Here is a 22,415-nt window from a genome sequence, read left to right on the forward strand (position 1 = left end):
AACAAATGTACCACGGTCAACACATAACGACACAAATGAACGCTACCCAAGGCAAGCCCCTCGGTTTCCAAGTTGAGGATCCATCATGACCAAGCCGCTCACCCACTCGCTCGAGGCCCGCTACTACACCGATCCCGCCGTCTTCGAAGATGAGATGAACGGGCTGCTGGCGCGGACATGGCAATTCGCAGGACATGCGGCCGATATCCCGAATGTGGGTGACTATTTTGCCTTTCAGATTGCTGGTCAGAACCTGTTTGCCATTCGCGGTAGGGATGAGGTGGTGCGCACCTTCTACAACGTGTGCCAACACCGCGCGCATGAGATGGTGACCGGAACCGGCAACACTCGCGTTGTGGTTTGCCCCTATCATCAATGGACGTATGAACTAACGGGCGGGCTGCGCGCAGGACCCAACATCAAGTCGGTCCCAGGCTTTGAACGGGAAAAAATCTGTCTGACCGAGGTTCGGACCGAAATTTTTCTGGGCTTCATCTTCGTCAATCTCGACAAAGATGCCGCCCCGATGGACGACTGGTATCCCGGCGTGCGCGAAGAGATTGCCGAATTCGTACCCCATATAGATGACCTCGCGCCGCTGGAATGGGTCGAGATTCCGGAGGATTGCAACTGGAAGGTCTCGGTCGAGAATTACTCGGAGTGCTACCACTGCCCATCGAACCACCCCACCTTTGCGGAGGGCGTGGTGAAGCCGGAAACCTATGACATCCGGCCAGACGAACAAGGCGGCTACGTGCTGCGCCACACGACCGAGTGTCAGGCGCTGGAAAAGATGACCTATCCGATCGACCTGTCGGTGCCTCATGCCGGAGACTATCAATCGTGGTTCCTCTGGCCCATGTTCTCATTCCAGTGCTATCCGGGGAATGTGCTGAACACCTATCACTGGCGCGCCGAAACCGTGGACACATGCACCGTCTGGCGGGGCTGGTATACGGAAGGCGGCCATGAAAGCGATGTGATCCGCGGGCTGGCCGTACAGGATCGCGAAACCACAGTGGCCGAGGATATTCGCTTGGTCGAATCCGTGTATCGCGGCCTCAAGTCCAAGGGCTATGTGCCCGGCCCACTGGTTCTGGATCCCAAATGCGGCGTGATGAGCGAACATTCCATCGCCCGGCTGCAACAATGGATGCGGGACGGCGTAGACAAACCCGCCTGACCTGAAACGCTTTTGGATTCCGTACGGTAGAACCTGCCACTGTGCAGGTTGACGTGCGACTCATTGCTTTTGAATTTGGATATAAAGGCAAGTCCCATCTGGCAGGAGACCCGTCTGCCGGATTGGCTGACCAATAGTCAACGGGTCGCATAATCACGAGGAAGACCTATGGATGACACCCTGTTCGAAACCGGGCTGAAGCAACGCAAATCGACCCTGGGCGCAGAATATGTAGAGAAGAACCTGGCGGCGGCGGATGACTTTACCCGCCCGTTTCAGGAGGCGATGACCGCCTGGTGCTGGGGCTTTGGTTGGGGCGACGACACGATTGACGCCAAGACGCGCTCGATGATGAACCTCGCCATGCTGGGTGCGTTGGGCAAGATGCATGAATGGGAAATCCACTGCAACGGCGCCCTGAACAACGGCGTTACCAGAGAGGAAATTCAGTCGATCATTCACGTGGTCGGAATCTACTGCGGTGTTCCTCAATCGCTTGAATGCTTCCGCGTCGCGCGCAAGGTGTTGGAGGAACGGGATCTACTATGACGCCCGCTTTGGAACAGCGATCAGAGGTGTCGATTCCCGCGACAGGCACCCGCGCAAGCCCGCTTGACCAGGCGTCTTTGGCACAACCGCGCGCAGGGGCGCCTCACCATGAGACCATGTTGAAAACAAACAGCAATTCCCGGCAGGGTCACCATATGGATTTTACGCGCATTCGCGCTCAATTTCGCAGCTCTGCCCCCGGTTTTTACAGCGCCGCAGCACAATTTGTTTCGCTGTTTCACCATCTTGGGTCTATTGTCTCAGGCATCGGTCCGCTAAAAAGGCGGACCACATAAAAAATGATCATCAAAACAGGGAGAATATAAACCAATGATCAAAAAGTATCTGCTCTCAACGGCCTGCGCCGGTCTTGCCGCCTTCTCGGCATCACAAGCAGCGGCTGCGGATGAAATCACCGTCGCCTATTTCCTGGAATGGCCAATGCCGTTCCAATACGCCAAGGCCAACGGCACCTATGAAGAAGAGATGGGCGTCAAGATCAACTGGGTGTCCTTCGACACCGGGACTGCGATGTCGGCTGCTATGGCATCCGGTGACGTTCAGATCGCCGTGAGCCAAGGCGTTCCGCCCTTCGTTGTGGCCACATCAGCTGGTCAGGACCTTCAGGCCGTAGACGTTGCTGTTAGCTATTCGGACAATGACAACTGCGTCGTCGCCGAAGCTCTGGAAATCGACAAGACCAACGCCGGAGAGTTGAACGGTAAGAAAGTCGGTGTTCCGATCGGCACAGCCGCGCACTACGGGTTCCTGTCTCAGATGGCCCATTTCGGTGTTGATACCAGCTCGCTCGAAATCGTCGACATGGCACCCGCCGATGGCGCGGCAGCCTTTGCTCAGGGTAACCTGGACATGGTCTGCGGCTGGGGTGGCGCGCTGCGTCGTATGCTCGACCACGGCAACATCCTGTTGACCGGCGCCGAAAAGGAAGAGCTTGGCATTCTGGTGTTCGACGTAACAAGTGCACCGACCTCGTTCATTCAGGAAGAGCCTGAACTGCTGTCCAAGTTCCTCAAAGTGACTGCTGACGCAAACGCGCAGTGGAACGCCGGTGACTCCAAGGATGAGATGCTGGCCGTGATCGCAAAGGATGCAGGTATGGACCTGGCCGATGCCGAGGCGACCATCGCGACCTTCACCTTCCCCTCCGCCGAAGAGCAGCTGTCTGACAAATGGCTGGGTGGTGGCGCGCATGAGTTCATGGGCGGCGTTGCCAATGTCTTTGTGGATGCGGGCAGCATCGACTCGGCGCTGGACTCCTATGAGGGCGCTGTAAACAGCGCGCCGCTGGCGGCCGCGTCCAACTAATACAACATACATATTCCGGGGGCCGGTCATCCGGCTGGCCTTCGGAAACAACAGCAGGAAGGAAACGGAATGCCTGAACTGGACATCATTGATTTGTCCATGCGCTTTGACTTGCCCAACGGCACCTCGGTACAGGCCCTTCAGGACGTCACGCTCAGCCTTAAAGAAGGTGAGTTGGTCTCGGTCCTCGGGCCCTCGGGATGCGGCAAGACAACGTTGCTGAACATCGTCGCGGGCTTCCTAGCGCCCACCTCGGGCCGGGTCGAGCTAAATGGCCACGTGGTCGAAGGGCCGGACGCGGAACGCGGCATGGTGTTTCAGAAAGGCGCCTTGTTCGAATGGATGAACGTGCGCGAAAACGTGGAATTCGGCCCGCGCATGAAGGGCATGCCCAAGGAAGAGCGCGATAAGATCTCGGACCATCTTCTTGAGGTCGTCGGCCTTCAGGATTTTAAGGAAAAGGCCGTTTATGAGCTGTCGGGCGGTATGCAGCAGCGCGTGGCCCTAGCCCGGTGTCTGGCGAATGAGCCGGACGTGATCCTGATGGATGAACCTTTGGGCGCGCTGGACGCGCTGACCCGGGAAAAGATGCAGGGCCTGGTCCTGAAACTCTGGAAAGAGACAGGCAAGACCATCATCCTGATCACCCACTCGGTCGAAGAAGCCCTGTTGCTGGGCGAACGCCTGATCGTGATGGCCCCGCGTCCGGGGCGTATTCACAAGGAATACAACCTGCCTTTCGCGGAACGCGGCGTGAACGCCGACCTTCGCGATGTCAAAAAATCCGAAGGTTTCGCTGAAACCCGAGATGAAATCCTGTCGATGATCTGGGAAATGGAAGAAGAAATCATGGGCCGGACGGAGCAAGCATCATGATCGTACTTCTGTTTTATATAGGCCTGTTCGGCGGCGCGTTTCTGATCGTTCACCTGCTGCGCAAGGGCCTGCAAAGCCGTCAGGACTTTACCAGCCTGAAAACTGTGACCTTTGGCGATGAAAGCGCTGTGCGCGCGGATCGCGCAGCCTCGATCATCTCGATTCTGGTTATCTTCGTAATCTGGGCGGCATTCACAGGATCGAAACTGATCCCGCTACATGTTCCGGGGCCGTTTGTGGGGGAAACCCAATTCACCTACACGGTCGAGAATGCAGACGGCACGACTGATGACGCCACCGTCTTCATCCGCGTCCCACCCTTCGGAGAAGATGCAGAAGACTTCGAGGTTGATCCCGGTACGGGCTTCGCCAAAGACGATGCATTTGCTGCGCCAACCGGGCGGTCCTCGACCATCTTGTTTGACAAGAACGACGACGCCAAACGCGCAGATGGCGCAAAGATCATCGCGATCAATGGCAATCCGATCGGTCCTGACGCAAAAGTCAATGTTGGCGACGGCACTGTATCGCTGACCGGGAAGGGCGCTATCAGCTTTACCCCAGCACGGGGTTTGCAAATGAACCCGATCTGGCTTCCTGCGCCGGAAACGGTCGTCGCGCGTTTCTTCGAGATCGCCAATGAAGGCTATCAGAACTTCTCGCTCTGGCAGCATTTAGGCTGGTCGTTGCTGCGAGTAATCGCAGGCTTCATCGCCGGGGCCATCGTGGGTATTCCGCTGGGTTATGCGATGGGCTTGTCGGGCTGGTTCCGCGGTTGGTTCGACCCGATTGTCGAGTTCATGCGACCTGTCCCTCCGCTGGCGCTGATCCCGCTGGTCATCATCTGGTTCGGAATCTGGGAGACCGGCAAGATCGTTCTGCTGTTCCTTGCTGCCCTTTGGATCATGACCATTGCCGCCCGTGCGGGGGTTTCGGGGGTGAATATCTCCAAGATCCACGCGGCCTATTCGCTGGGTGCATCCAAATGGCAGATCATGCGTCATGTGATCGTCCCGAACTCTCTGCCCGAGATCTTCACGGGTGCGCGGGTCGCGATGGGCGTCTGCTGGGGCACGGTTGTTGCGGCGGAGCTGGTCGCGGCGCAGAAAGGGGCTGGTATGATGATCATCGCGGCCTCGAAATTCCAGCTGACCGACATCGTGATCATGGGCATCGTGCTGATCGGCATTATCGGCTACGGCATTGATATCCTGATGCGCAAAGCCGAGAACGTGCTGGTTCCATGGAAAGGTCGTAGCTGACCTAAAATACCAAAAACACCGGCAGATTGACCCGCTCGTCGATCTGCCGGTTTTTCTGTCCAACCGCTCCTCTCGCCAACTACACAAGTTAGCGCGCAGTTTGAAACCAACTGGCAACTGACGGTTGCAGCCCCTAGACTTGGCCTCGAACCTGACTGTCCGCATCGCAGCGCCAGTCACTATCGGCCGTCGTGGAGCTTCAATGCGTGTCACCGTTGGGATCGCTGTGTCAATGCTCGTCGCTTTGTCCATCGGAGTGTCGACCTTCATTGTGCACTCCCTGTGGTGGACAACAGCGCGTGACAATAGCCAGATGTTGGCCGCCGAGATCAACAGCCAGATCTCGAACACGGTCCGGATCGAGGTTGGTCTGACCCTCAGATCCGCCGAAGCTGCCTGGGCAGCTGTCCGGACGATCTTCATTCAGAACGTGATCGAGACACGTCAGGCCGACAAACGGGAATTTGTGTTTCTGTCTCAGCTGCAATCTCAGCCAAATATCTCTTGGATCACCTTTGGCTGGCCCGACGGTAATTTCTTTGCAGCCCACCGGCTGGGGGATAGCGGGCTTGAGATGATCGAAATCGACGAGAACATTCACGACAGGAAGCTGCGCCGGGACCGCTATATCTTCATCCCCGGCGACATTCAGTTCGAAGAACGCAGCTTTGCCGAGACAGATTACGACCCACGTGAACACCCATGGTATGACAACTTCATCGACCGCGACACACCGGATTGGATCGAAGTGCGTGATCTGCCAAACAGCGACAAGACGGTGTTTGCCTATTCCGGCCCAATCGACGTACGCTGCCAGCGGCAAGGCGTGCTGTCGGTTGCCATTGATACCGACCGCCTGTCCCGCTTTTTGGGGTCTTTGCGCCCCGGTGAGTTCGGCGCGGCCTTTATCCTCAGCGCCGATGGCAAGGTCATTGCCGTGCCCGATCCCAACGCGGACGAAATCACCCCCGCCCGCATGGGCGAGGGCGAGCTCTACGAAGTGGCGAAACTTTCTGGCCAGAAACTGCTGGCCGAGGCAGACGGGGTTGTTGCGGGCACCCTGACAAAACGGGTCGTGTACGACGACGTGGCCTATGCGGTCGCTTTGACACCGCTGGGGTTCTATGGCTGGCGTGTGGCGACGGTCATCCCGGAATCGGCCTTTCTGTCAGGTATCGACCGGACGCTGATAAATCTGGTTTACATCCTTCTGGGTGTGGTGGCCTTGGCCACAATAGCCGCAATCTGGCTGGTGCGCCGGGTCGTTGCCAATCCGCTGTCGCGTGTCGCCGAAGACCTCAGCCGGATTGAGCGGTTTGATGTCGAGCAGGTCTCACGCCGTCCTTCACGTTTGGTAGAACTTGAGAACCTCTCGGCTGCGACGGCGAGCATGGCAGCCGGGCTTTCGGCGTTTCGGAAATATGTGCCGACCGATCTGGTGAAAATGCTGGTCGCCGCCGGTGTGAAATCGCAACCCGGAGGCGAGACCAAGCAGATTTCTGTTCTGTTCTGCGATGTGTCTGGCTTCACCGGTCTGGCCGAGAAACATGGCCCAAAGGTCGTGGAACTGATGGAGCCGTTCTTCAACGCGGCCTCCTCAACGATCGAACGCCATGACGGGACGCTCGACAAGTTCATAGGCGACGCAGTGATGGCCTTCTGGGGTGCGCCAAGGCAGAATCCGAACCACGCGGAACACGCCTGCCGCGCGGCTTTGGAACTGGTAGAAGACATTGAAAACTCTGCACTGCAAAGCCAGTCGGACGAGGCTTTGCATGTGCGGATCGGGTTGAACAGCGGCGAAGCACTGGTTGGCAATATCGGGTCCGAGCATCGCTTGAACTACACCGCCATTGGCGACGTGGTGAACGTCGCCAGCCGGTTGGAGGGCGTGAATAAAAGCTACGGCACAGCAATCCTGATCGGCCCCGAAACCCGGCGCGAAGCGGGCAACGCGATCATCGCCCGCGAACTGGACACGATGGAGATCGCGGGCCGGTCCGAGGAATTGGTCGTGTTTGAACTGATCGCGATGACTGCTGACACGTCTGAACCGCCTGCTTGGATCGCGGCCTACGAATCTGGCCTGACCCATTTCAGGGCCGGGCGTTTTGCCCAGGCCATCGATGGGTTCAAATCTGCCGACACGCTACGCGGTGGCGACCCGGCATCAGTGGTGATGATCGAACGGGCGCAGGCCGCACTTTGAGAAACCGCATCACGAGGCCTGTCGCTTCAGACCCTGAATGACAACTCCGCAGGATTGAATAAGCTTGTCCAACTCTGCGCTATAATTCTCGGTACCGCTGCGCAAAAGCCCCTCGACCGATTGTGCCTTGGCGGCCAATTCCGTCTCACCAAAACTGGACACACTGCCGTACACTCGGTGAACGAGGAACTCGATCCGGTCCCTGTCGCCCTGCCCCTGCGCTTTCTTAAGCTCGACATAACAATCTTCGAGCGACTCTCGGAATGTCAGGAAAACCTGATCCAACTCTTCATTGCTCAGGAATTTCCTCAGGCGTTCCTTGGTGTCATCGGTATTTGGAATGTACGATATCTCAGGCGATAGCTGCCCGAGTGAGGCCCGCATGGCACCATACAGTGCACGCTCATCCAGAGGTTTGGAGACCACCGCGTCAAAGCCAGCGTTCGTGTATTCATCCAGATCTTCAGGCATCACATTGGCCGTCACTGCAATCGTCGTGATCGGTTTGTCCAGTCCCGTTTCCTTGGCGATCTGCTTCAGGTCGCGCGCCAGTTGAACGCCGGTCGTGTCGGGCAGTCGGATATCGGTCAAAATGCAATCGGTGTCATTTGGACTGTCAATCGGCATTGAATAATGACCCCCCATCGGCGTCCAAATTTGACCCCCCTTGGAGCTAAGAGGGGCGTTGAGGGGGTCGTGTTTAGGTTGATTCAGGAGGGGGTGGACAGCAGGTCAAACCGAAAAGAGAGCGTAGCTCGACTGAAGGTTTGACCTGCTGTCTGTTTTGAATTTATTCCCCGATTTCGAGGTTAGTCGCGGTGGTTAATTCGCCAGCTTTCGTTCCCGGTTTCGATGATATCGCAATGGTGTGTCAGTCGATCCAGGAGAGCAGTGGTCATTTTGGCATCTGTGAACACACTCGGCCATTCAGCAAATGCGAGGTTGGTTGTTAGCAGAATAGACGTTCGCTCGTACAGTTTGCTGATGAGATGGAAGAGTAATCGTCCACCAGACTCTGCGAACGGCAGATAACCGAGTTCGTCTATAATCACGAGGTCGACGCGGATCAGCTGCTCGCTGAGCCGCCCGGCGTTGCCTTCGCGATGTTCAGCCTCCAGCTTGTTCGCGAGATCCACAGCGCTGAAGAACCTGACCCGCCGGCGGTTATTGACCGCGTGGCCCCCGATCGCTGTTGCGAGATGCGTTTTGCCCGATCCGGTTCCACCGACCAGCACGCCATTCCTGGCCTGGTCCATAAAATCGCCGTCATGAAGATTGCGCACGACTTCCTCGTTGACGGGGCTGACCGTGAAGTCGAACTCAGGTAAGGACTTGCAGACCGGGAACTTTGCGGCACCCATCTGATACCGGATCGAGCGCGCAGTCTTTTCGGCCAGTTCGGCCGTGAGGAGTTCGGCCACGACCTGTTGGGGCCGCCAGTTGTTTTTGGCTGCGGCCTGCATCACTTCGTCAAAGCAGTTGACGATGCCTGGCAACTTCAGTTGACGGGCAAGTTCGAGAATTTCCTTACGCAGTTGCATGGGAGCCTCCAAGCCTGTCATAGCGAGCGCAATCCGCGATCGGTGCCATTTTCAGCTGCAGGTGGGCAGGCGGCTCAATCGCCTTTGGCGGCGGGGGATTGGTGCGCCGAGAGACAATGTTCAGGATCGCATCGGCCTTGCGCAGGCCAGATTTTAGAGCTTCTTCGCAGGCAGCCTCGACCACATCAATGTCGTGCTGGTAAGCAGCGAAAAGAATATCGGCAAGTTGCCGGTCTCCGTCGGATGTGCCCCGCAGATGGGTCCAGATCTGCGTCATTGCCGGTGGTAGGTCCCAGTCACGGAACGGTGCTCCATTGCGCAGAGCGCCAGGCTTGCGCTTGAGGACGGGCACATAGTGCCAAGGGTTGAAGATCGTTTTTCCTCGGCCGAAGCACCGTTCGTGCTCTCCGACAATCTCACCGTCTTGGCGCAGGACAATCCGCGTGGCGTAGACCTGCAACTGGACCTGACGTCCAACAGCTCTTGCCTCAACGCTGTATTTGTTTCTTTCGAAGTTGATCAGGCAGGTTCGGCTCACGGCGACCGTCTTTTCACGGAACCCGACGAAGGGCTTCTGCAGATGCGTCAGCAGCGGCTTTTCCTGCTGGAACTCCTCCCAGACCGTCACCTCCAGGTTTTCCGGATGCCGCAGTTCTTTTGCGCGTTTGATCGCGTCTTTTTGCAGCCGGGCATTCAATTCATCGAAGTCGGCCACCTCCAGACGCGGTGTAAAACTATAGGCGCGGCTCTCCTTGACCAGATTCTCAACCTGACCCTTCTCCCAACCGGCCGCGCGCGTACAGGCGATCGGGTTCACCAGATGATGAGAACACATCCGGGAGAATGCCTTGTTGAACTTTCTTTCCTTGCCCGACAGGATCGCATCGACGGCGGTCGTCATGTTATCGTAGATCCCGTTGATGCAGCCTCCACCAAAGAATTTGAAGGCCTCGTCGTGGGCATCAAAGACCATCTCCTGCGTCTCGCGCGGATAGGCAATGGAGAATGGCATGCGGCTATGGCAAAGTTTGAAATGGGCAACCTTCACGGTCGTGAGTGCACCGTCCATCAAAACCGTCTCCACACTCCAGTCGAACTGGTACGCCTCCCCAGGATCAAAGATCAGCGGGATGAACGCCTGCGCCTGTTGTCGGCCGTGCGCAATGCGCCAATTCTTTGTGTAGCGTCGAACACTGTCATACCCGCCGCCAAAACCATCATCGGAGAGTTCCTTCCAGATTTTGGTCATCCGCTTGCGGTGTTTCTTCGGAAGCGCCTCGTTCTCCTCAAGCGTTTCATCCAGACGCGCGCGCCAAGGCCCGAGCACCGGGTATGGCTGCGATTTGCGCTCATATTTGAACTCCGTCACTCCCGATCGGATTATCTTTCGAACCGTTGCACGGCTCAAATTGAGCGAACGGCAAATTTCCTTGATGCTCTTTTTTTCGATCAGGTGTAAGCGACGCACTTTTCTAATAGTTTCCACGCAAATCATCCCGCTTGCCTCTCCATCGACTGCTCAATGAAAAGGATGTCTACAACCATAGGGAGGGGTCAAATTTGGACGCCGATTTCCCCGCTTAGGGGGTCAAAATTGCACGCTTTTCTACACCCGGACATGCACGGGTTGGGAGTAACCTAATTATGACTTCAGGGTATCACTTTGATCCAAATCAATCCACCTCGGATCAAGATACAAGTCGATATCCACCTGACTCTGTGACCAAAAGGCGAGCATTTGAGGGATCAGGCTCGATTTTCTGACGCAGACGGTAGATGTGCGTCTCCAGCGTGTGAGTTGTCACGCCTGCGTTGTAGCCCCAGACCTCATGCAGCAGGACATCGCGTGCCACCACGCCATCGGTCGAGCGGTAGAGGAACTTGAGGATGTTGGTTTCTTTCTCAGTCAGACGGATCTTCCGGTCTTCCTCAGTGATCAACATCTTCATGGCAGGCTTGAACGTGTAGGGGCCAAGCACAAATACGGCGTCTTCGGACTGTTCATGCTGGCGCAGTTGGGCGCGAATGCGGGCCAGCAGAACCGGGAATTTGAACGGTTTGGGGACATAGTCATTGGCACCGGCATCAAGACCCAGGATCGTGTCGGCATCGCTGTCATGGCCCGTTAGCATCAGGATCGGGCTTTTGACGCCTTGCTTGCGCATAAGGCGGCACAGCTCTCGACCGTCCGTGTCGGGAAGACCCACATCCAGAATCACGAGGTCATAGATCGCTTCGCGCGCACGCTCCATCGCGGACGCTCCGTCAGAGGCTTCGAACACGTCGAAATCCTCGGTCATCACAAGTTGCTCGCTGAGCGCCTCGCGCAGGTCCTCGTCATCATCCACCAACAGGATTTTCTTGAGCTGAGCCATTCTTGGGTCCTCCAAAGCCTTTCCCATCACTTGCGCGTGGAATATGCAATCAACAAGATATACTGCAACCGTCTCACGCCTTCGTGTCAGACGCAGCGGAAATGTTTCACAATTCCAGCCGAAAGCGCTAGGAAAAGGGTCGAACGTTATAGGGTAACATAGATGAGTCTCATCCCCGATATCACCGAATTGCTGGCGCGCGCGCGGGCTGACCTGCGGATGGGCGTGCCAATCGTGCTGGTGGATGACAATGGCGGCAGCGTTCTGGCCATCTCGGCCGAGACGCTCACGCCCCAGCGACTGGCCGATCTTCGCAGTTTGGGCGGGGCACCTGTGGTGGCGATCACCGGGCGACGGGCGGAAACGCTGAAAGCACGCGCTTACGACGGCGATCTGGCGCGGGTGTTGATCCCGGCGGATGCAGACATGGCATGGGTACAAGCCGTGGCGGACCCATCGGACGATCTGAATACGCCGATGAAAGGGCCTCTGATGACTGAAAGGCAGGGCAATGCCAATTTGCACCGTATTGCCATCGCGCTGGCCAAATCGGCCCGATTGCTGCCTGCCGCCGTGGTGCTGCCGGTCGAAGACGGCCGTAATTTCGTGGCAACCCATGGCTTGACCTGCATCGATCACACACGCGCTGCGCCTCATCTGGCAGATCGCAGCGCCCTGCACCCCGTTGTCGCCGCGCGCTTGCCGATGGAAGTTTCCGAGGCTGGCCGGCTGCACGTTTTCCGCCCCGAAGACGGCGGGGAAGAGCATTACGCGGTCGAGGTCGGGCGACCGGATCGCAGCAAGCCCGTCTTGGCACGGCTTCATTCGGCCTGTTTTACCGGCGACATCATGGGCAGTCTGAAATGCGACTGCGGCCCTCAGCTGCGCGGCGCGCTAGCTCAGATGGGTGCCGAGGGAGCCGGAGTTTTGCTCTATCTGAATCAGGAAGGGCGCGGAATCGGGCTGGCCAACAAGATGCGCGCTTATTTCTTGCAGGATCAGGGCTTTGACACGGTCGAAGCCAACCACCGCCTTGGGTTTGAAGATGATGAGCGCGATTTCCGCCTCGGGTCGGATATTCTGAAATCGCTGGGCTTCAGCTCGGTCCGATTGCTGACCAACAATCCCGCGAAGATCGCCATGATGGAGCGCACGGGGATCGCCGTCGCCGAGCGGGTTCCGCTGAAAGTCGGGGAGACCGCCCATAACCGCGGATATCTTGAGACCAAGGCCGCGAAATCCGGGCATTTGCTGTGACGCCCGCAGACTTGGTGCTGACCCCACGGGGCATTCGGTTCCGGGGGCGGTCCTTTCCCTGCTCGATCGGGAAAGGCGGGCGAAGTAGCACTAAACGCGAAGGCGATGGCGCCACGCCAGTCGGTGTTCATCGCATTGTCGGCATGCTATACCGCGCGGATCGGATCTCGGCCCCCACGTCATGGGCTATTCCGATCGGCCCGCAAGACCTGTGGTCGGACGATTCGAACGACAATCGCTACAACCAACTGGTCACTGCCCCCTATCCGTTCAGCCATGAACGGCTGCGCCGCGCGGACCCTCTCTATGATCTGGTGCTGTTGACCGATTGGAACTGGCCGAATGCAGTGCCGGGCAAAGGCTCTGCCATCTTCCTGCACCAATGGCGGAGACCGGGTTATCCGACCGAGGGTTGTGTCGCTTTCCGCCGCGACCACCTGCGCTGGATAGCCGAGCGGATCACACCCGGCACGCGCCTGATCATTCCTGAGGTCTGACCCGTTCGCCAAAGATCGCCGAGCCAACGCGCACGTGGGTAGCCCTCAGCGCTATCGCCTGTTCAAAATCGCCGCTCATGCCCATCGAAAGACCCTGGAGGCCGTTGCGGTCGGCAATCTTCGCCAGCAAAGCAAAATGCAGAGCGGGTTCTTCCTCGACCGGCGGGATGCACATCAGACCGCGTATGGGCAGGTCCAGCGCCCGGCATTCTGCAATGAACCCATCCGCATCTGCGGGGAGGATACCGGCCTTCTGTTCCTCTTCCCCCGTATTGACCTGGATGAAGAGGTCTGGGCAGGACCCCAGCTCCTGCGCCAAGCGCGCCAGAGTTTTGGCCAGTTTCGGGCGATCGACCGAGTGGATAGCGTCGCAAAGCTCCATCGCCTGACGGGCTTTGTTGGTTTGCAGCGGGCCGATGAGGTGAAGATCAACGCCTTCGAATTGCTCCTTGAACGCGGGCCATTTACCGGCCGCTTCCTGCACGCGGTTCTCTCCAAAGCACCGGTGGCCTTGCTCTAGCAAATCCTGCACACGCTCATTTGGCTGTACCTTGGATACGGCGATCAGCTTCACCGACCCGGCAGCCCGGCCTGCTTTGGCTTCGGCTTTTGCGATACGGGCGGAAATCTCTGACAGCGACATGATGATCCTCAAATCTGGTTTGCAGCGAGACAAACACCATGTCGGCGCAAAAGAAAAGGGCGGGTCCGAAGACCCGCCCTAGAACCGTGTGGTTCAGATCAACTTAGAAGTTGAACTGGGCACCAAAGTCGGCGCGGACAAAGCTGTCTGCTTCACCTTCTTTGATCTGGCCGATACCACCGCGCAGCGATACACCGCCACCCAGGTCGTAGTGAGCGCCGATACCAACGTTGCGGGTATCGCCATCAGCCGAACCGTCACCGTAGACGAACTGGATAGTGGTTGCAGCGCCAACGTTGTAGGCAACCGACAGACCGTATGCAGTGCCGTCGGTGGCATCTACTTCGGTGTTTTCGGTGTTATCGTCTGCAACAAACAGAGTACCTGCGAAGTCACCAAACTCAGCACCCAAGGTGAAAACGAGCAGGCTTGGGTCGTCACCCGAACCACCGTCGGTCTGACGACCGTAGGCCAGAGCGGCAGTGATGTTGTCGAAGGTGTAGGTCGCGCTGATGTCCCAACGGTCTCCATCTTCTTCGGTCAGGTCAAGTGTACCGACGGTTGCTGGCGGAACCGGAGCAACATGGTTGCTTGCGGTGATGGTTGCAGCTTGGTCATACGACGCGCCGAACGCGAAGTCACCAACAGCGTACTGGAAGAAGACGCCGTTTACGCCTGCACCGGTCGAGCTGTAGGTTGCGAAGCTATAGTCAACACCCGAGTACTGACCCAGGAATGTTTCCAGACCAACTTCGTAGCCGTAGTAGTTTGCAAGGTTGTCGAACGAACCGGCGATGTTGCCAGCGTCAACACGCAGACCACCGAAGATAACCGAGTAACGTGCGCCGTTCAGCTGAGCTGTACCAGCTTCACCTTGGCCATCGTCGTCAGCCTGTACACGAATACGACCTTCGAAGCGAACGCCGCCATCGGTTTCTGCGATGCCGTCAATGTTCAGACGGAAGCGCGAAACCAGGATAACGTCGTCAGACTCAGTCGTACCTGCATACGACACATCATCGGAAGTACCCGGCACGCCGTCGGCGCCAGCATCGGTAAGGGTGGTGGTTTGCGTACGGTCTTCCTGGTAACCCAGACCGAACCGGCCGTAACCGCTGAAGTTAACTTCAGCTGCTGCAACGCCTGCGGTCGCTACCAGCGCCGTCGTTGCGAAGAGAACTTTTTTCATCTTGTTTCCCTCGGTTTCAAAAAGTTTATCTACTCGACACATGCAAAGCATATGTCTCAGCACGGTCATCGTTTCGCTCTTTTCCCCCCCTTTGTGCAAGGTTGGCCTAAATACCGTGTCGCTAACACGCGATATGTCCGGTGTATGTAACATGCGATCTGTCCGGTTCTATTCTGTCTCTGAGAGGAGGCGTTATGAACCGAGCAGAAGTGTTACAGGAAGTTCGACTGATGAAGTTTGAAGATGTGTATTCGCGGCGAAGCGCGAACAAGCTGACGCAAGAACAGGCGGCTGAGATACTGGGTGTATCCGTGCGCACCGTCAGGCGTTGGGAGGATCGATTTGAGGCGGATGGTGCAGAAGGTCTGTACGACCGTCGGCTTGGCAAACTGGCCAACAATCGTGTTGCCACGGATAAGGTCATGGAGATGCTTGAACTGTTTGATACCAAGTACTGGGATTACACGCCGAAGCATTTCCACGAGAAGCTGGTGGCCCACCATGGTTTCACACAGAGCTACAACTGGGTGCGGCTTACACTGCAGCGCCACGGCCGGGTTCAGGCAGCACCCCGACGAGGTGCCCATCGGCGCAAGCGGCCCCGCCGTCCGATGGTTGGCATGATGTTGCATCAGGACGGCTCCAGCCATGAATGGGTTCCGGGTCAGTGGTGGGATCTGATCGTCACCATGGACGATGCCACCAACCGGGTTTATTCGGCATTCTTTGTCGAGGAAGAAGGGACGATGAGCAGTTTTCAGGGGCTGACAGAGGTGATCGAGGCGCAAGGTCTGTTTTGCTCGCTCTATGCCGATCGGGGCTCTCATTACTGGCATACGCCCGAAGCGGGCGGCAAAGTGGACAAGGACAATCTGACCCAGGTCGGGCGCGCCTTGCAGCAACTCGGCATTGAGCTGATCCCGGCCTATTCACCGCAGGCCCGTGGACGGTCTGAACGCATGTTTGGCACGTTCCAGAACCGATTGCCGCAGGAACTGCGGTCCCATGGGATCACAACCATTGAAGAGGCCAATCAGTTCCTGAAAGAGGTCTATCTTCCCGAACACAATGCCCTGTTTGCAAAGGAGCCGGAGGATACGACCTCGGCCTTCGTGCCGTTTACAGGCAATGTGCGCGACACCCTGTGTGTGCAGGAAGACCGCGTCGTCGGCAACGACAATACGGTGCGCTACAAGGGCCTGGTCATGCAGATCGCGGCAGACAGGCACCGTCATCATTTCGTCAAGGCGAAGGTCAGGGTCCACGAATACCCCGATGGTCAACTGGTCATCTTCCACGGCCCGAGATGCATTGGCCGCTACCAGCCTGACGGATCACCCATCACACAGGAGGATAGCAAACACAAAGTCGCGTGACCCGCTTCGACGTGGCGCGAACGCGGTGGCCCAAATCTACGGTCGCCTACGGCTCCCTCCGAATTGGGCCACCGCGCAATCAACTGAAGCGGACAATTGGCATGTTACCTACACCGGACAATTCAGAATGTTCTCGACAGGTTGGCCTAAATACCGGGGCCGCATTGAAGTTGGATTGGTGCAAGGATGCCACAGTCCTGATCACCGCCCTGTCACGCGGATATAGTGGGATTTGATAAGAATAGGCTTGTTGCGCAAAGGGTCCTTGGCTAGGAGTAGCTTCCAATGACCGCAATTATAGCGAAACAGGACCGACCGACGATGCGCTTGCCGACGACTTTGGGTTTGATCTTTCTGACCGCCACTCTTGCAGCATGCGGACAGAATCGCAGCGCCGTTACGAACCCGGACCTACTTACTTCCAACAGCACCCGCACCGATGAGCGCGAGCTGAATGATCCAGAACGCACGTCGATCTGGGATATCTTCGGCCCCAACAATGCCGAGCAGACTACCAACGTGAACCGTTACCTATGGGCGGCGTCTCTGGATGTTCTGAATTTCCTGCCCGTGCAAGAGGTTGATCCCTTTACCGGTGTGATCGTAACGGGTTACGGCACCCCTCCGGGCGGTGGGCGGCAGTATCGCGCCACCGTGCATATAAGTGACCCGGCGCTTGCGGCGCGCTCCCTTTCGGTTGCGCTGCAGTCCAGCGGGGGCTCTCCGGTCAGCGCCGCAACCACCCGCGCGGTCGAGGATGCGATCCTCTCGCGCGCAAGACAGCTACGGATTGCAGACAACAAGTTCTAGCAACCCGCTCAAAATCGCTCTAAAGACCACGCCGGGTTCCTACCCGGCGTTTTCAGTTACGAAGGACCGCATGATGTCGCGCTACTCGGCCAGTGAAATCGAAGCAAAATGGCAAGAGGCCTGGGACAAGGCCGGAATCTTCACCGCCGACCACAAGGCGGACAAGCCGAAATACTACGTGCTTGAGATGTTCCCCTACCCGTCTGGCCGAATCCACATGGGTCACGTGCGCAACTACACGATGGGTGACGTGATCGCGCGGCACAAGCTGGCGACCGGCCATAACGTCCTACACCCGATGGGGTGGGACGCGTTTGGGATGCCGGCAGAAAACGCCGCGATGGCGATCGGCGGCCATCCCAAAGACTGGACCTATGGCAACATCGCCGACATGCGCGGGCAGATGAAGCCTCTGGGCCTGTCGATCGACTGGTCGCGCGAATTCGCCACCTGTGACCCGGAATACTATGGCCAGCAGCAGGCGCTGTTCCTCGATATGCTCGAAGCCGGTCTGGTCTATCGAAAGAACGCGGTGGTGAACTGGGACCCAGTCGATATGACCGTCCTAGCCAACGAACAGGTGGAAAACGGGCGCGGCTGGCGGTCGGGCGCGCTGGTGGAACGGCGCGAGCTGACGCAATGGTTCTTCAAGATCTCGGACTATTCCGAAGAGCTGCTGGACGCCCTGGACACGCTTGAGAACTGGCCCGCTAAAGTCCGCCTGATGCAGGAGAACTGGATCGGCAAGTCGCGTGGCCTGCAATTTGGCTTTGAACGCACCGATGGAGGTGAGCCGATCACCGTATACACGACTCGCCCCGACACCCTGCTGGGCGCGTCTTTTGTCGGTATCTCACCAGATCACCCGATTGCCAAACAGCTTGAGGCTGAAAACCCAGAAGTCGCTGAATTCGTTGCTGAATGCCGCAAAGGTGGCACCACAGAAGAGGCCATCGAGACTGCCGAGAAGCTGGGCTATGACACTGGCATCAAGGTCAAGCACCCTCTGGACCCGAACTGGGAACTGCCGGTCTGGATCGCAAACTTCATCCTGATGGATTACGGCACCGGCGCGATTTTCGCCTGCCCGGCCCATGACCAGCGCGATCTGGATTTCTGCCGCAAATACGGCCTGCCCGTGGTCGATACGTTCTTTGCGCTGGACGATGAGTCTCCGGTCGACAAGCTCGCATTCGTTCCGCCAAAAACCGAGAAAGTCCGCTGGGTCAACCATTTTGCGGGCCTGACTGAGGCAACCGGCGAAGAGGCCATCAACGCCACCGTCGATTTTGCCGAAAAGGCCGGTTGGGGCGAAGGTGTCACCAAATTCCGCCTGCGCGACTGGGGTCTTAGCCGCCAGCGCTACTGGGGCTGCCCGATTCCCGTGGTTCACTGCGAAAAATGCGGCACGGTCCCCGAGAAGAAAGAGAACCTGCCGATTGAGCTGCCCTATGATGACGGCAACGGCAAAGCCACCGACTTCTCGATCCCGGGCAATCCGCTCGACCGTCACCCTAGCTGGCGGGATACGCCCTGCCCGTCCTGTGGCGCTCCGGCCAAGCGTGAAACTGATACAATGGACACGTTCGTCGATTCGTCCTGGTACTACGCGCGCTTCACAGCGCCCCGCGCGGAAACCCCGACCGATCTGGCTGAGGCCGAGTACTGGATGAATGTCGACCAGTATATCGGCGGGATTGAACATGCGATTCTGCACCTGCTCTATTCCCGCTTCTTCGCCCGCGCGATGCAGATCACCGGCCATCTTCCGAAAAAGGCCATTGAGCCGTTCAATGCTTTGTTTACGCAGGGCATGGTCACGCATGAGATCTACCAAACGCGCGACGCCAATGGCCGCCCGGTCTATCACCTGCCCGAGGATGTGACCGACGGCAAATTGGCCGATGGCACCGAGGTCGAGATCATCCCTTCGGCCAAGATGTCGAAATCCAAGAAAAACGTCGTGGACCCAGTCAGCATCATCTCGGCCTTCGGCGCAGATACTGCCCGTTGGTTCGTCCTGTCCGATTCGCCGCCCGAGCGGGACGTGGAATGGACAGCTTCCGGCGCCGAGGCCGCGTTCAAGCACCTTAGCCGTGTGCATCGCATCGCGTCCGAGATCGCCGAGTCGGACGTTCCGGGCAATGGAGAAGACGAAACCCTGCTGCGCGAGATGCACAAGGCGATCCATGATGTTTCGGGGGGAGTCGAATCCTTTGGCTTCAACGCCTCGATCGCCAAGCTTTATGCCTTCACCAACACTCTGGCGAAGTCGAAAGCAGGAACCGAGGCCAAGCGCGAAGCCGCTAAGACTTTGGCGCAGTTGATGTCGCCGATGACGCCGCATCTGTCCGAGGAACTCTGGCAGCTGCTGGGTGGTGAGGGTCTTGTGGCAACAGCTGCTTGGCCGATCGCGGATGAGGCGATGCTGGTCGATGACACCATCACCCTGCCGATCCAGATCAACGGCAAACGCCGCGCGGAAATCAGCGTTCCCAAGGATATGCCCAAGGATGAGGTTGAAAAAATCGCACTCAGCACCGAAGCTGTGCAAAAGGCGTTGGAGGGATCCGCGCCGAAGAAGGTGATTGTTGTCCCGGGCCGGATCGTGAATGTCGTCGTTTAACCGCAGAAGTTTTTTGTTTGCCCCGCTGGCTGCCTGTTTTCTTGGGGCCGCCTGCGGGTTTGAACCGATCTATGCGCCCGGTGGGGCGGGGTCGGAACTCTTTGGTAGGGTTGAAGTATCGGCCCCGAACACGGTCGAGAGTTACCTGCTGGTTCAAAACCTCGAACAAAAGCTGGGGCGCAGTGCGAAGTCGGGCAATGCCTACCGTCTGGATGTCCGTGTTGAGACCGCCGTCCAGGCTGCTGCGATCACGTCCACCAACGAAATCAACCGTTTGTCCATCGACGGGCGCGCCGAATACACGCTGAAATCGAATGAAACCGGGCAGATTCTAGCCTCGGGCGAAGTCACGGATTTCGTGGGCTATTCGGCGGCAGGTTCCACCGTTTCGACCCTGGCGGATGAGCGCGACGCCCGAGAGCGCCTGATGGTGATTCTGTCCGACCAGATCGTCAATCGCCTCTATGCGACGCCGGGCCTGACCTCATGAAGTTGAGCCCGCGCGAGGCTGACGGGTATTTTGCCAGACCGGACGCGAACAAGACCGGGTTGCTGATCTACGGCGCCGACACTATGCGCGTGGCTTTGAAGCGCCAACAGGTGCTGACCGCGCTGCTTGGTGCAAACGCCGAAGAAGAAATGCGCCTGACCCGGATGCCCGGCGGCGATCTGCGCGGCGACCCAGCGCTATTGCTGGATGCGATCAAAGCGGTTGGATTTTTCCCCGGCGCCCGCGCGGTGTTCGTGGAAGAGGCAACAGATACCGCCGCGCCCTCGATCCTCGCCGCGCTTGAGGATTGGGCCCCCGGCGATGCTCAGATCATCGTGACAGCAGGCCAGCTGAAAGCCAGCTCGAAAATCCGCAAGGCCTTCGAATCGCACCCGGCGGCCTATGCTGTGGGCATTTACGACGATCCGCCCTCTCGGGCCGAGGTTGAACGCATTCTGACTCGGGCCGGCTTGCAGAACATCCCGCGCGACGCGATGTCGGCGCTGGGAGAGTTGGCGGTCAGCCTCAGCCCCGGTGATTTCACCCAAACGGTCGAGAAGCTGTCGCTGTATAAACGCGGCGACGATAGCGAACTCAGCCTCGAAGACATCGAAGCCTGCGCGCCCCGCTCGACCGAGGCCGCGCTGGATGATGTATTGAACGTGGTCGCCGAAGGCCGTGCCGGAGAGATCGGGCCGCTGATCCGTCGCCTGCAGGCGCAGGGCACCAATGGGGTGACGCTGTGTATCGGCGCGACCCGGCATTTCCGTACGCTTTACGCTTGCGCTTCCGACCCCGGTGGGGCGGCGCAAGGGATTGGCAAGTTGCGCCCGCCCGTCTACGGCAAAAGACGCGACCGTATTTTACGGCAGGCTCAAGGGTGGGGCGCGCCAAAGCTGCAGACGGCGCTGACAGTGCTGACAGATACCGACCTGTCGCTACGCTCGGCCGGGCAAACGGCCCCCGCGATGGCCTTGGTCGAACGCGCGATGATCCGGCTGGCAATGCTGGCCCGGTCGCGTTAGCGGTTCAACCAGTCGCCCGCCGACCTTCCTGCCCAGCGCCCCGTCGCCAGACAGGCCGTGAGAAGGTAGCCGCCGGTGGGTGCCTCCCAATCCAACATCTCTCCGGCGCAGAACACACCGGGCATCGCGGTCAGCATCAATCCGTCGGTCAATGCAGCGTGTGTGATGCCTCCGGCAGTTGAGATCGCCTCATCCATCGGGCGCAATCCTGCGTGGCGTATCGGCAGGGCTTTGATCAGTGCGGCCATGTCGTCGGGCGCGTCTGGAAGGGGGCGAGCAAACTCCATCAGCAACGCGGTTCGCACTGGCCCCAGTTTTAGAGCTTTGCGCAGATGGTTAGACAAGCTCATCTTGCCGCGCGGTTTTGCCAGACGCGCGGCCACTTCTGAGGTGGGCAAGTCAGGCATCAGGTCGATCGTCAGAGGCGCACCCTCTCGCGCCGGCTTACAGATGGAGTAGATGCCCCCGCCTTCCAAACCGCGGGCCGAGATCACCGCCTCGCCCCGTGTGCGCCTGGTTCCGGCTTGTAGCGCGACCCCTTTGATCGGCGCGCCAAAATGCGCAGCCATGTGATCCGACCAGTCGACTAAAAGCCCAGCATTTGCGGGTGCAAATGGCGCAAGCTGCACACCTTTATCTGCCAGCCATGGCGCCCAGGCCCCGTCCGAGCCCAACCGCGCCCAGCTGGCCCCGCCCATGCCAAGCACGGTTGCGTCGGGCTGCAGCAGTTGCGGACCATCCGGGGTATCAAAAACCAGCGCTTCCCCCTCCCACCCGGTCCAGCGCCAGCGGGTTCGGATCTCGACACCGCGATCAGCCAGACGCGCCAGCCATGCACGCAGCAAGGGTGAGGCCTTCATAACGGTCGGAAAAACACGGCCTGTTGAACCGGTGAAAAGCTCTTGCCCCAATGCGCACGCCCAGTCCTGCACGGCCTGCGCGTCGAACTCGGCCAGCATCGGGCGCAGCCAGTCTGCGGCTTCATCATACGATTGGATCAGTGTCTCAAGGGGCTCATCCTTGGTCAGGTTCAAACCCGACTTGCCGGCCATCAGGAACTTGCGCGCGACTGAGGGCTTGGCCTCGGCCACCAGAACCGAGTGACCGGCAAGGGCAATCTGCTCGGCCGCCATCAGCCCGGCCGGTCCTGCCCCGATCACCACTGCCTGCGCCATCTTCGC

Annotated in this window: 20 protein-coding genes; 13 read left to right on the forward strand and 7 right to left on the reverse strand. The window is 58.5% G+C overall.

The genetic code is table 11. The features are described 5' to 3' along the window. Positions 1 to 85: 85 nt before the first annotated feature. From ACOERD_RS06180 to ACOERD_RS06205, 6 genes are all read left to right on the forward strand, one after another. On the forward strand, positions 86 to 1,183 hold the full coding sequence (locus tag ACOERD_RS06180; protein WP_419738403.1) for an aromatic ring-hydroxylating oxygenase subunit alpha: 1,098 nt from the start codon (positions 86 to 88) through the stop codon (positions 1,181 to 1,183). 168 nt (positions 1,184 to 1,351) lie between these two features. Continuing rightward, positions 1,352 to 1,732, forward strand: coding sequence for a carboxymuconolactone decarboxylase family protein (locus ACOERD_RS06185; RefSeq protein ID WP_419738404.1), 381 nt, complete (start codon positions 1,352 to 1,354; stop codon positions 1,730 to 1,732). Between the two features lie 330 nt (positions 1,733 to 2,062). Further along, the gene (locus ACOERD_RS06190; RefSeq protein ID WP_419738405.1) at positions 2,063 to 3,058 is read left to right on the forward strand and encodes an ABC transporter substrate-binding protein; all 996 of its coding nucleotides are present in this window, start codon (positions 2,063 to 2,065) and stop codon (positions 3,056 to 3,058) included. A gap of 69 nt (positions 3,059 to 3,127) precedes the next feature. After that, a complete protein-coding gene (locus ACOERD_RS06195; protein WP_170376956.1) occupies positions 3,128 to 3,934 on the forward strand; it encodes an ABC transporter ATP-binding protein in 807 nt (268 codons plus the stop codon). Continuing rightward, complete coding sequence (locus ACOERD_RS06200) at positions 3,931 to 5,196, forward strand: ABC transporter permease subunit (protein ID WP_419738406.1); 1,266 nt, start codon at positions 3,931 to 3,933, stop codon at positions 5,194 to 5,196. Before ACOERD_RS06195 ends, ACOERD_RS06200 begins: the two co-directional genes overlap by 4 nt. A gap of 202 nt (positions 5,197 to 5,398) precedes the next feature. Further along, positions 5,399 to 7,405 carry an adenylate/guanylate cyclase domain-containing protein gene (locus ACOERD_RS06205; protein ID WP_419738407.1) on the forward strand — a complete coding sequence of 669 codons (2,007 nt, stop codon included), beginning with the start codon at positions 5,399 to 5,401 and terminating at the stop codon, positions 7,403 to 7,405. A 9-nt stretch (positions 7,406 to 7,414) separates the two neighbouring features. Here ACOERD_RS06205 and ACOERD_RS06210 read toward each other — a convergent pair whose 3' ends face one another. The 4 genes from ACOERD_RS06210 to ACOERD_RS06225 form a co-directional block, all read right to left on the reverse strand. Continuing rightward, the gene (locus tag ACOERD_RS06210) at positions 7,415 to 8,050 is read right to left on the reverse strand and encodes a response regulator (RefSeq protein ID WP_419738408.1); all 636 of its coding nucleotides are present in this window, start codon (positions 8,048 to 8,050) and stop codon (positions 7,415 to 7,417) included. 164 nt (positions 8,051 to 8,214) lie between these two features. Further along, entirely contained in the window at positions 8,215 to 8,946 is a 732-nt protein-coding gene (gene istB, locus ACOERD_RS06215) for an IS21-like element helper ATPase IstB (protein WP_419737606.1), read from the reverse strand. Next, positions 8,933 to 10,441 carry an IS21 family transposase gene (gene istA / locus ACOERD_RS06220; protein ID WP_419737605.1) on the reverse strand — a complete coding sequence of 503 codons (1,509 nt, stop codon included), beginning with the start codon at positions 10,439 to 10,441 and terminating at the stop codon, positions 8,933 to 8,935. The genes istB and istA overlap by 14 nt, the downstream gene beginning before the upstream one ends. 193 nt (positions 10,442 to 10,634) lie before the next feature. Continuing rightward, positions 10,635 to 11,321 carry a response regulator transcription factor gene (locus ACOERD_RS06225; protein ID WP_170375588.1) on the reverse strand — a complete coding sequence of 229 codons (687 nt, stop codon included), beginning with the start codon at positions 11,319 to 11,321 and terminating at the stop codon, positions 10,635 to 10,637. Between the two features lie 162 nt (positions 11,322 to 11,483). On the opposite strand from ACOERD_RS06225, the gene ribA reads away from it, so the two are divergent. Both ribA and ACOERD_RS06235 read left to right on the forward strand, forming a co-directional pair. Beyond that, the gene (gene ribA, locus ACOERD_RS06230; RefSeq protein WP_419738409.1) at positions 11,484 to 12,578 is read left to right on the forward strand and encodes a GTP cyclohydrolase II; all 1,095 of its coding nucleotides are present in this window, start codon (positions 11,484 to 11,486) and stop codon (positions 12,576 to 12,578) included. Beyond that, positions 12,575 to 13,075 carry a L,D-transpeptidase family protein gene (locus ACOERD_RS06235; RefSeq protein WP_419738410.1) on the forward strand — a complete coding sequence of 167 codons (501 nt, stop codon included), beginning with the start codon at positions 12,575 to 12,577 and terminating at the stop codon, positions 13,073 to 13,075. The genes ribA and ACOERD_RS06235 overlap by 4 nt, the downstream gene beginning before the upstream one ends. Here ACOERD_RS06235 and ACOERD_RS06240 read toward each other — a convergent pair. Both ACOERD_RS06240 and ACOERD_RS06245 read right to left on the reverse strand, forming a co-directional pair. Continuing rightward, positions 13,059 to 13,718: a YggS family pyridoxal phosphate-dependent enzyme gene (locus ACOERD_RS06240; protein ID WP_419738411.1), complete on the reverse strand. Its 660-nt coding sequence runs from the start codon at positions 13,716 to 13,718 to the stop codon at positions 13,059 to 13,061. The two genes, ACOERD_RS06235 and ACOERD_RS06240, sit on opposite strands and share 17 nt — an antisense overlap. Positions 13,719 to 13,821: 103 nt before the next feature. Continuing rightward, positions 13,822 to 14,907 carry a porin gene (locus ACOERD_RS06245; protein WP_419738534.1) on the reverse strand — a complete coding sequence of 362 codons (1,086 nt, stop codon included), beginning with the start codon at positions 14,905 to 14,907 and terminating at the stop codon, positions 13,822 to 13,824. Positions 14,908 to 15,101: 194 nt separating this feature from the next. Between ACOERD_RS06245 and ACOERD_RS06250 the strand changes: the two genes are divergently transcribed. The 5 genes from ACOERD_RS06250 to holA all read left to right on the forward strand — a co-directional run bounded on the left by ACOERD_RS06250 (position 15,102) and on the right by holA (position 21,234). Next, positions 15,102 to 16,283: an ISNCY family transposase gene (locus ACOERD_RS06250; RefSeq protein ID WP_419737631.1), complete on the forward strand. Its 1,182-nt coding sequence runs from the start codon at positions 15,102 to 15,104 to the stop codon at positions 16,281 to 16,283. A 321-nt stretch (positions 16,284 to 16,604) separates the two neighbouring features. Further along, the gene (locus tag ACOERD_RS06255; RefSeq protein ID WP_170638427.1) at positions 16,605 to 17,093 is read left to right on the forward strand and encodes a DUF3576 domain-containing protein; all 489 of its coding nucleotides are present in this window, start codon (positions 16,605 to 16,607) and stop codon (positions 17,091 to 17,093) included. 73 nt (positions 17,094 to 17,166) lie between these two features. Next, positions 17,167 to 19,719, forward strand: coding sequence for a leucine--tRNA ligase (gene leuS, locus ACOERD_RS06260; RefSeq protein ID WP_419738535.1), 2,553 nt, complete (start codon positions 17,167 to 17,169; stop codon positions 19,717 to 19,719). Next, positions 19,706 to 20,209 (forward strand): LPS assembly lipoprotein LptE, encoded by a 504-nt coding sequence (lptE, locus tag ACOERD_RS06265; protein ID WP_419738412.1) that lies wholly within the window; start codon positions 19,706 to 19,708, stop codon positions 20,207 to 20,209. The genes leuS and lptE overlap by 14 nt, the downstream gene beginning before the upstream one ends. After that, on the forward strand, positions 20,206 to 21,234 hold the full coding sequence (gene holA, locus ACOERD_RS06270; RefSeq protein WP_419738413.1) for a DNA polymerase III subunit delta: 1,029 nt from the start codon (positions 20,206 to 20,208) through the stop codon (positions 21,232 to 21,234). The genes lptE and holA overlap by 4 nt, the downstream gene beginning before the upstream one ends. Here the strand turns inward: holA and ACOERD_RS06275 are convergent. Beyond that, on the reverse strand, positions 21,231 to 22,409 hold the full coding sequence (locus tag ACOERD_RS06275) for a TIGR03862 family flavoprotein (RefSeq protein ID WP_419738414.1): 1,179 nt from the start codon (positions 22,407 to 22,409) through the stop codon (positions 21,231 to 21,233). The two genes, holA and ACOERD_RS06275, sit on opposite strands and share 4 nt — an antisense overlap. Positions 22,410 to 22,415 lie beyond the last annotated feature (6 nt).

This window comes from Ruegeria sp. (assembly GCF_965199275.1).
Lineage (GTDB): Bacteria > Pseudomonadota > Alphaproteobacteria > Rhodobacterales > Rhodobacteraceae > Ruegeria.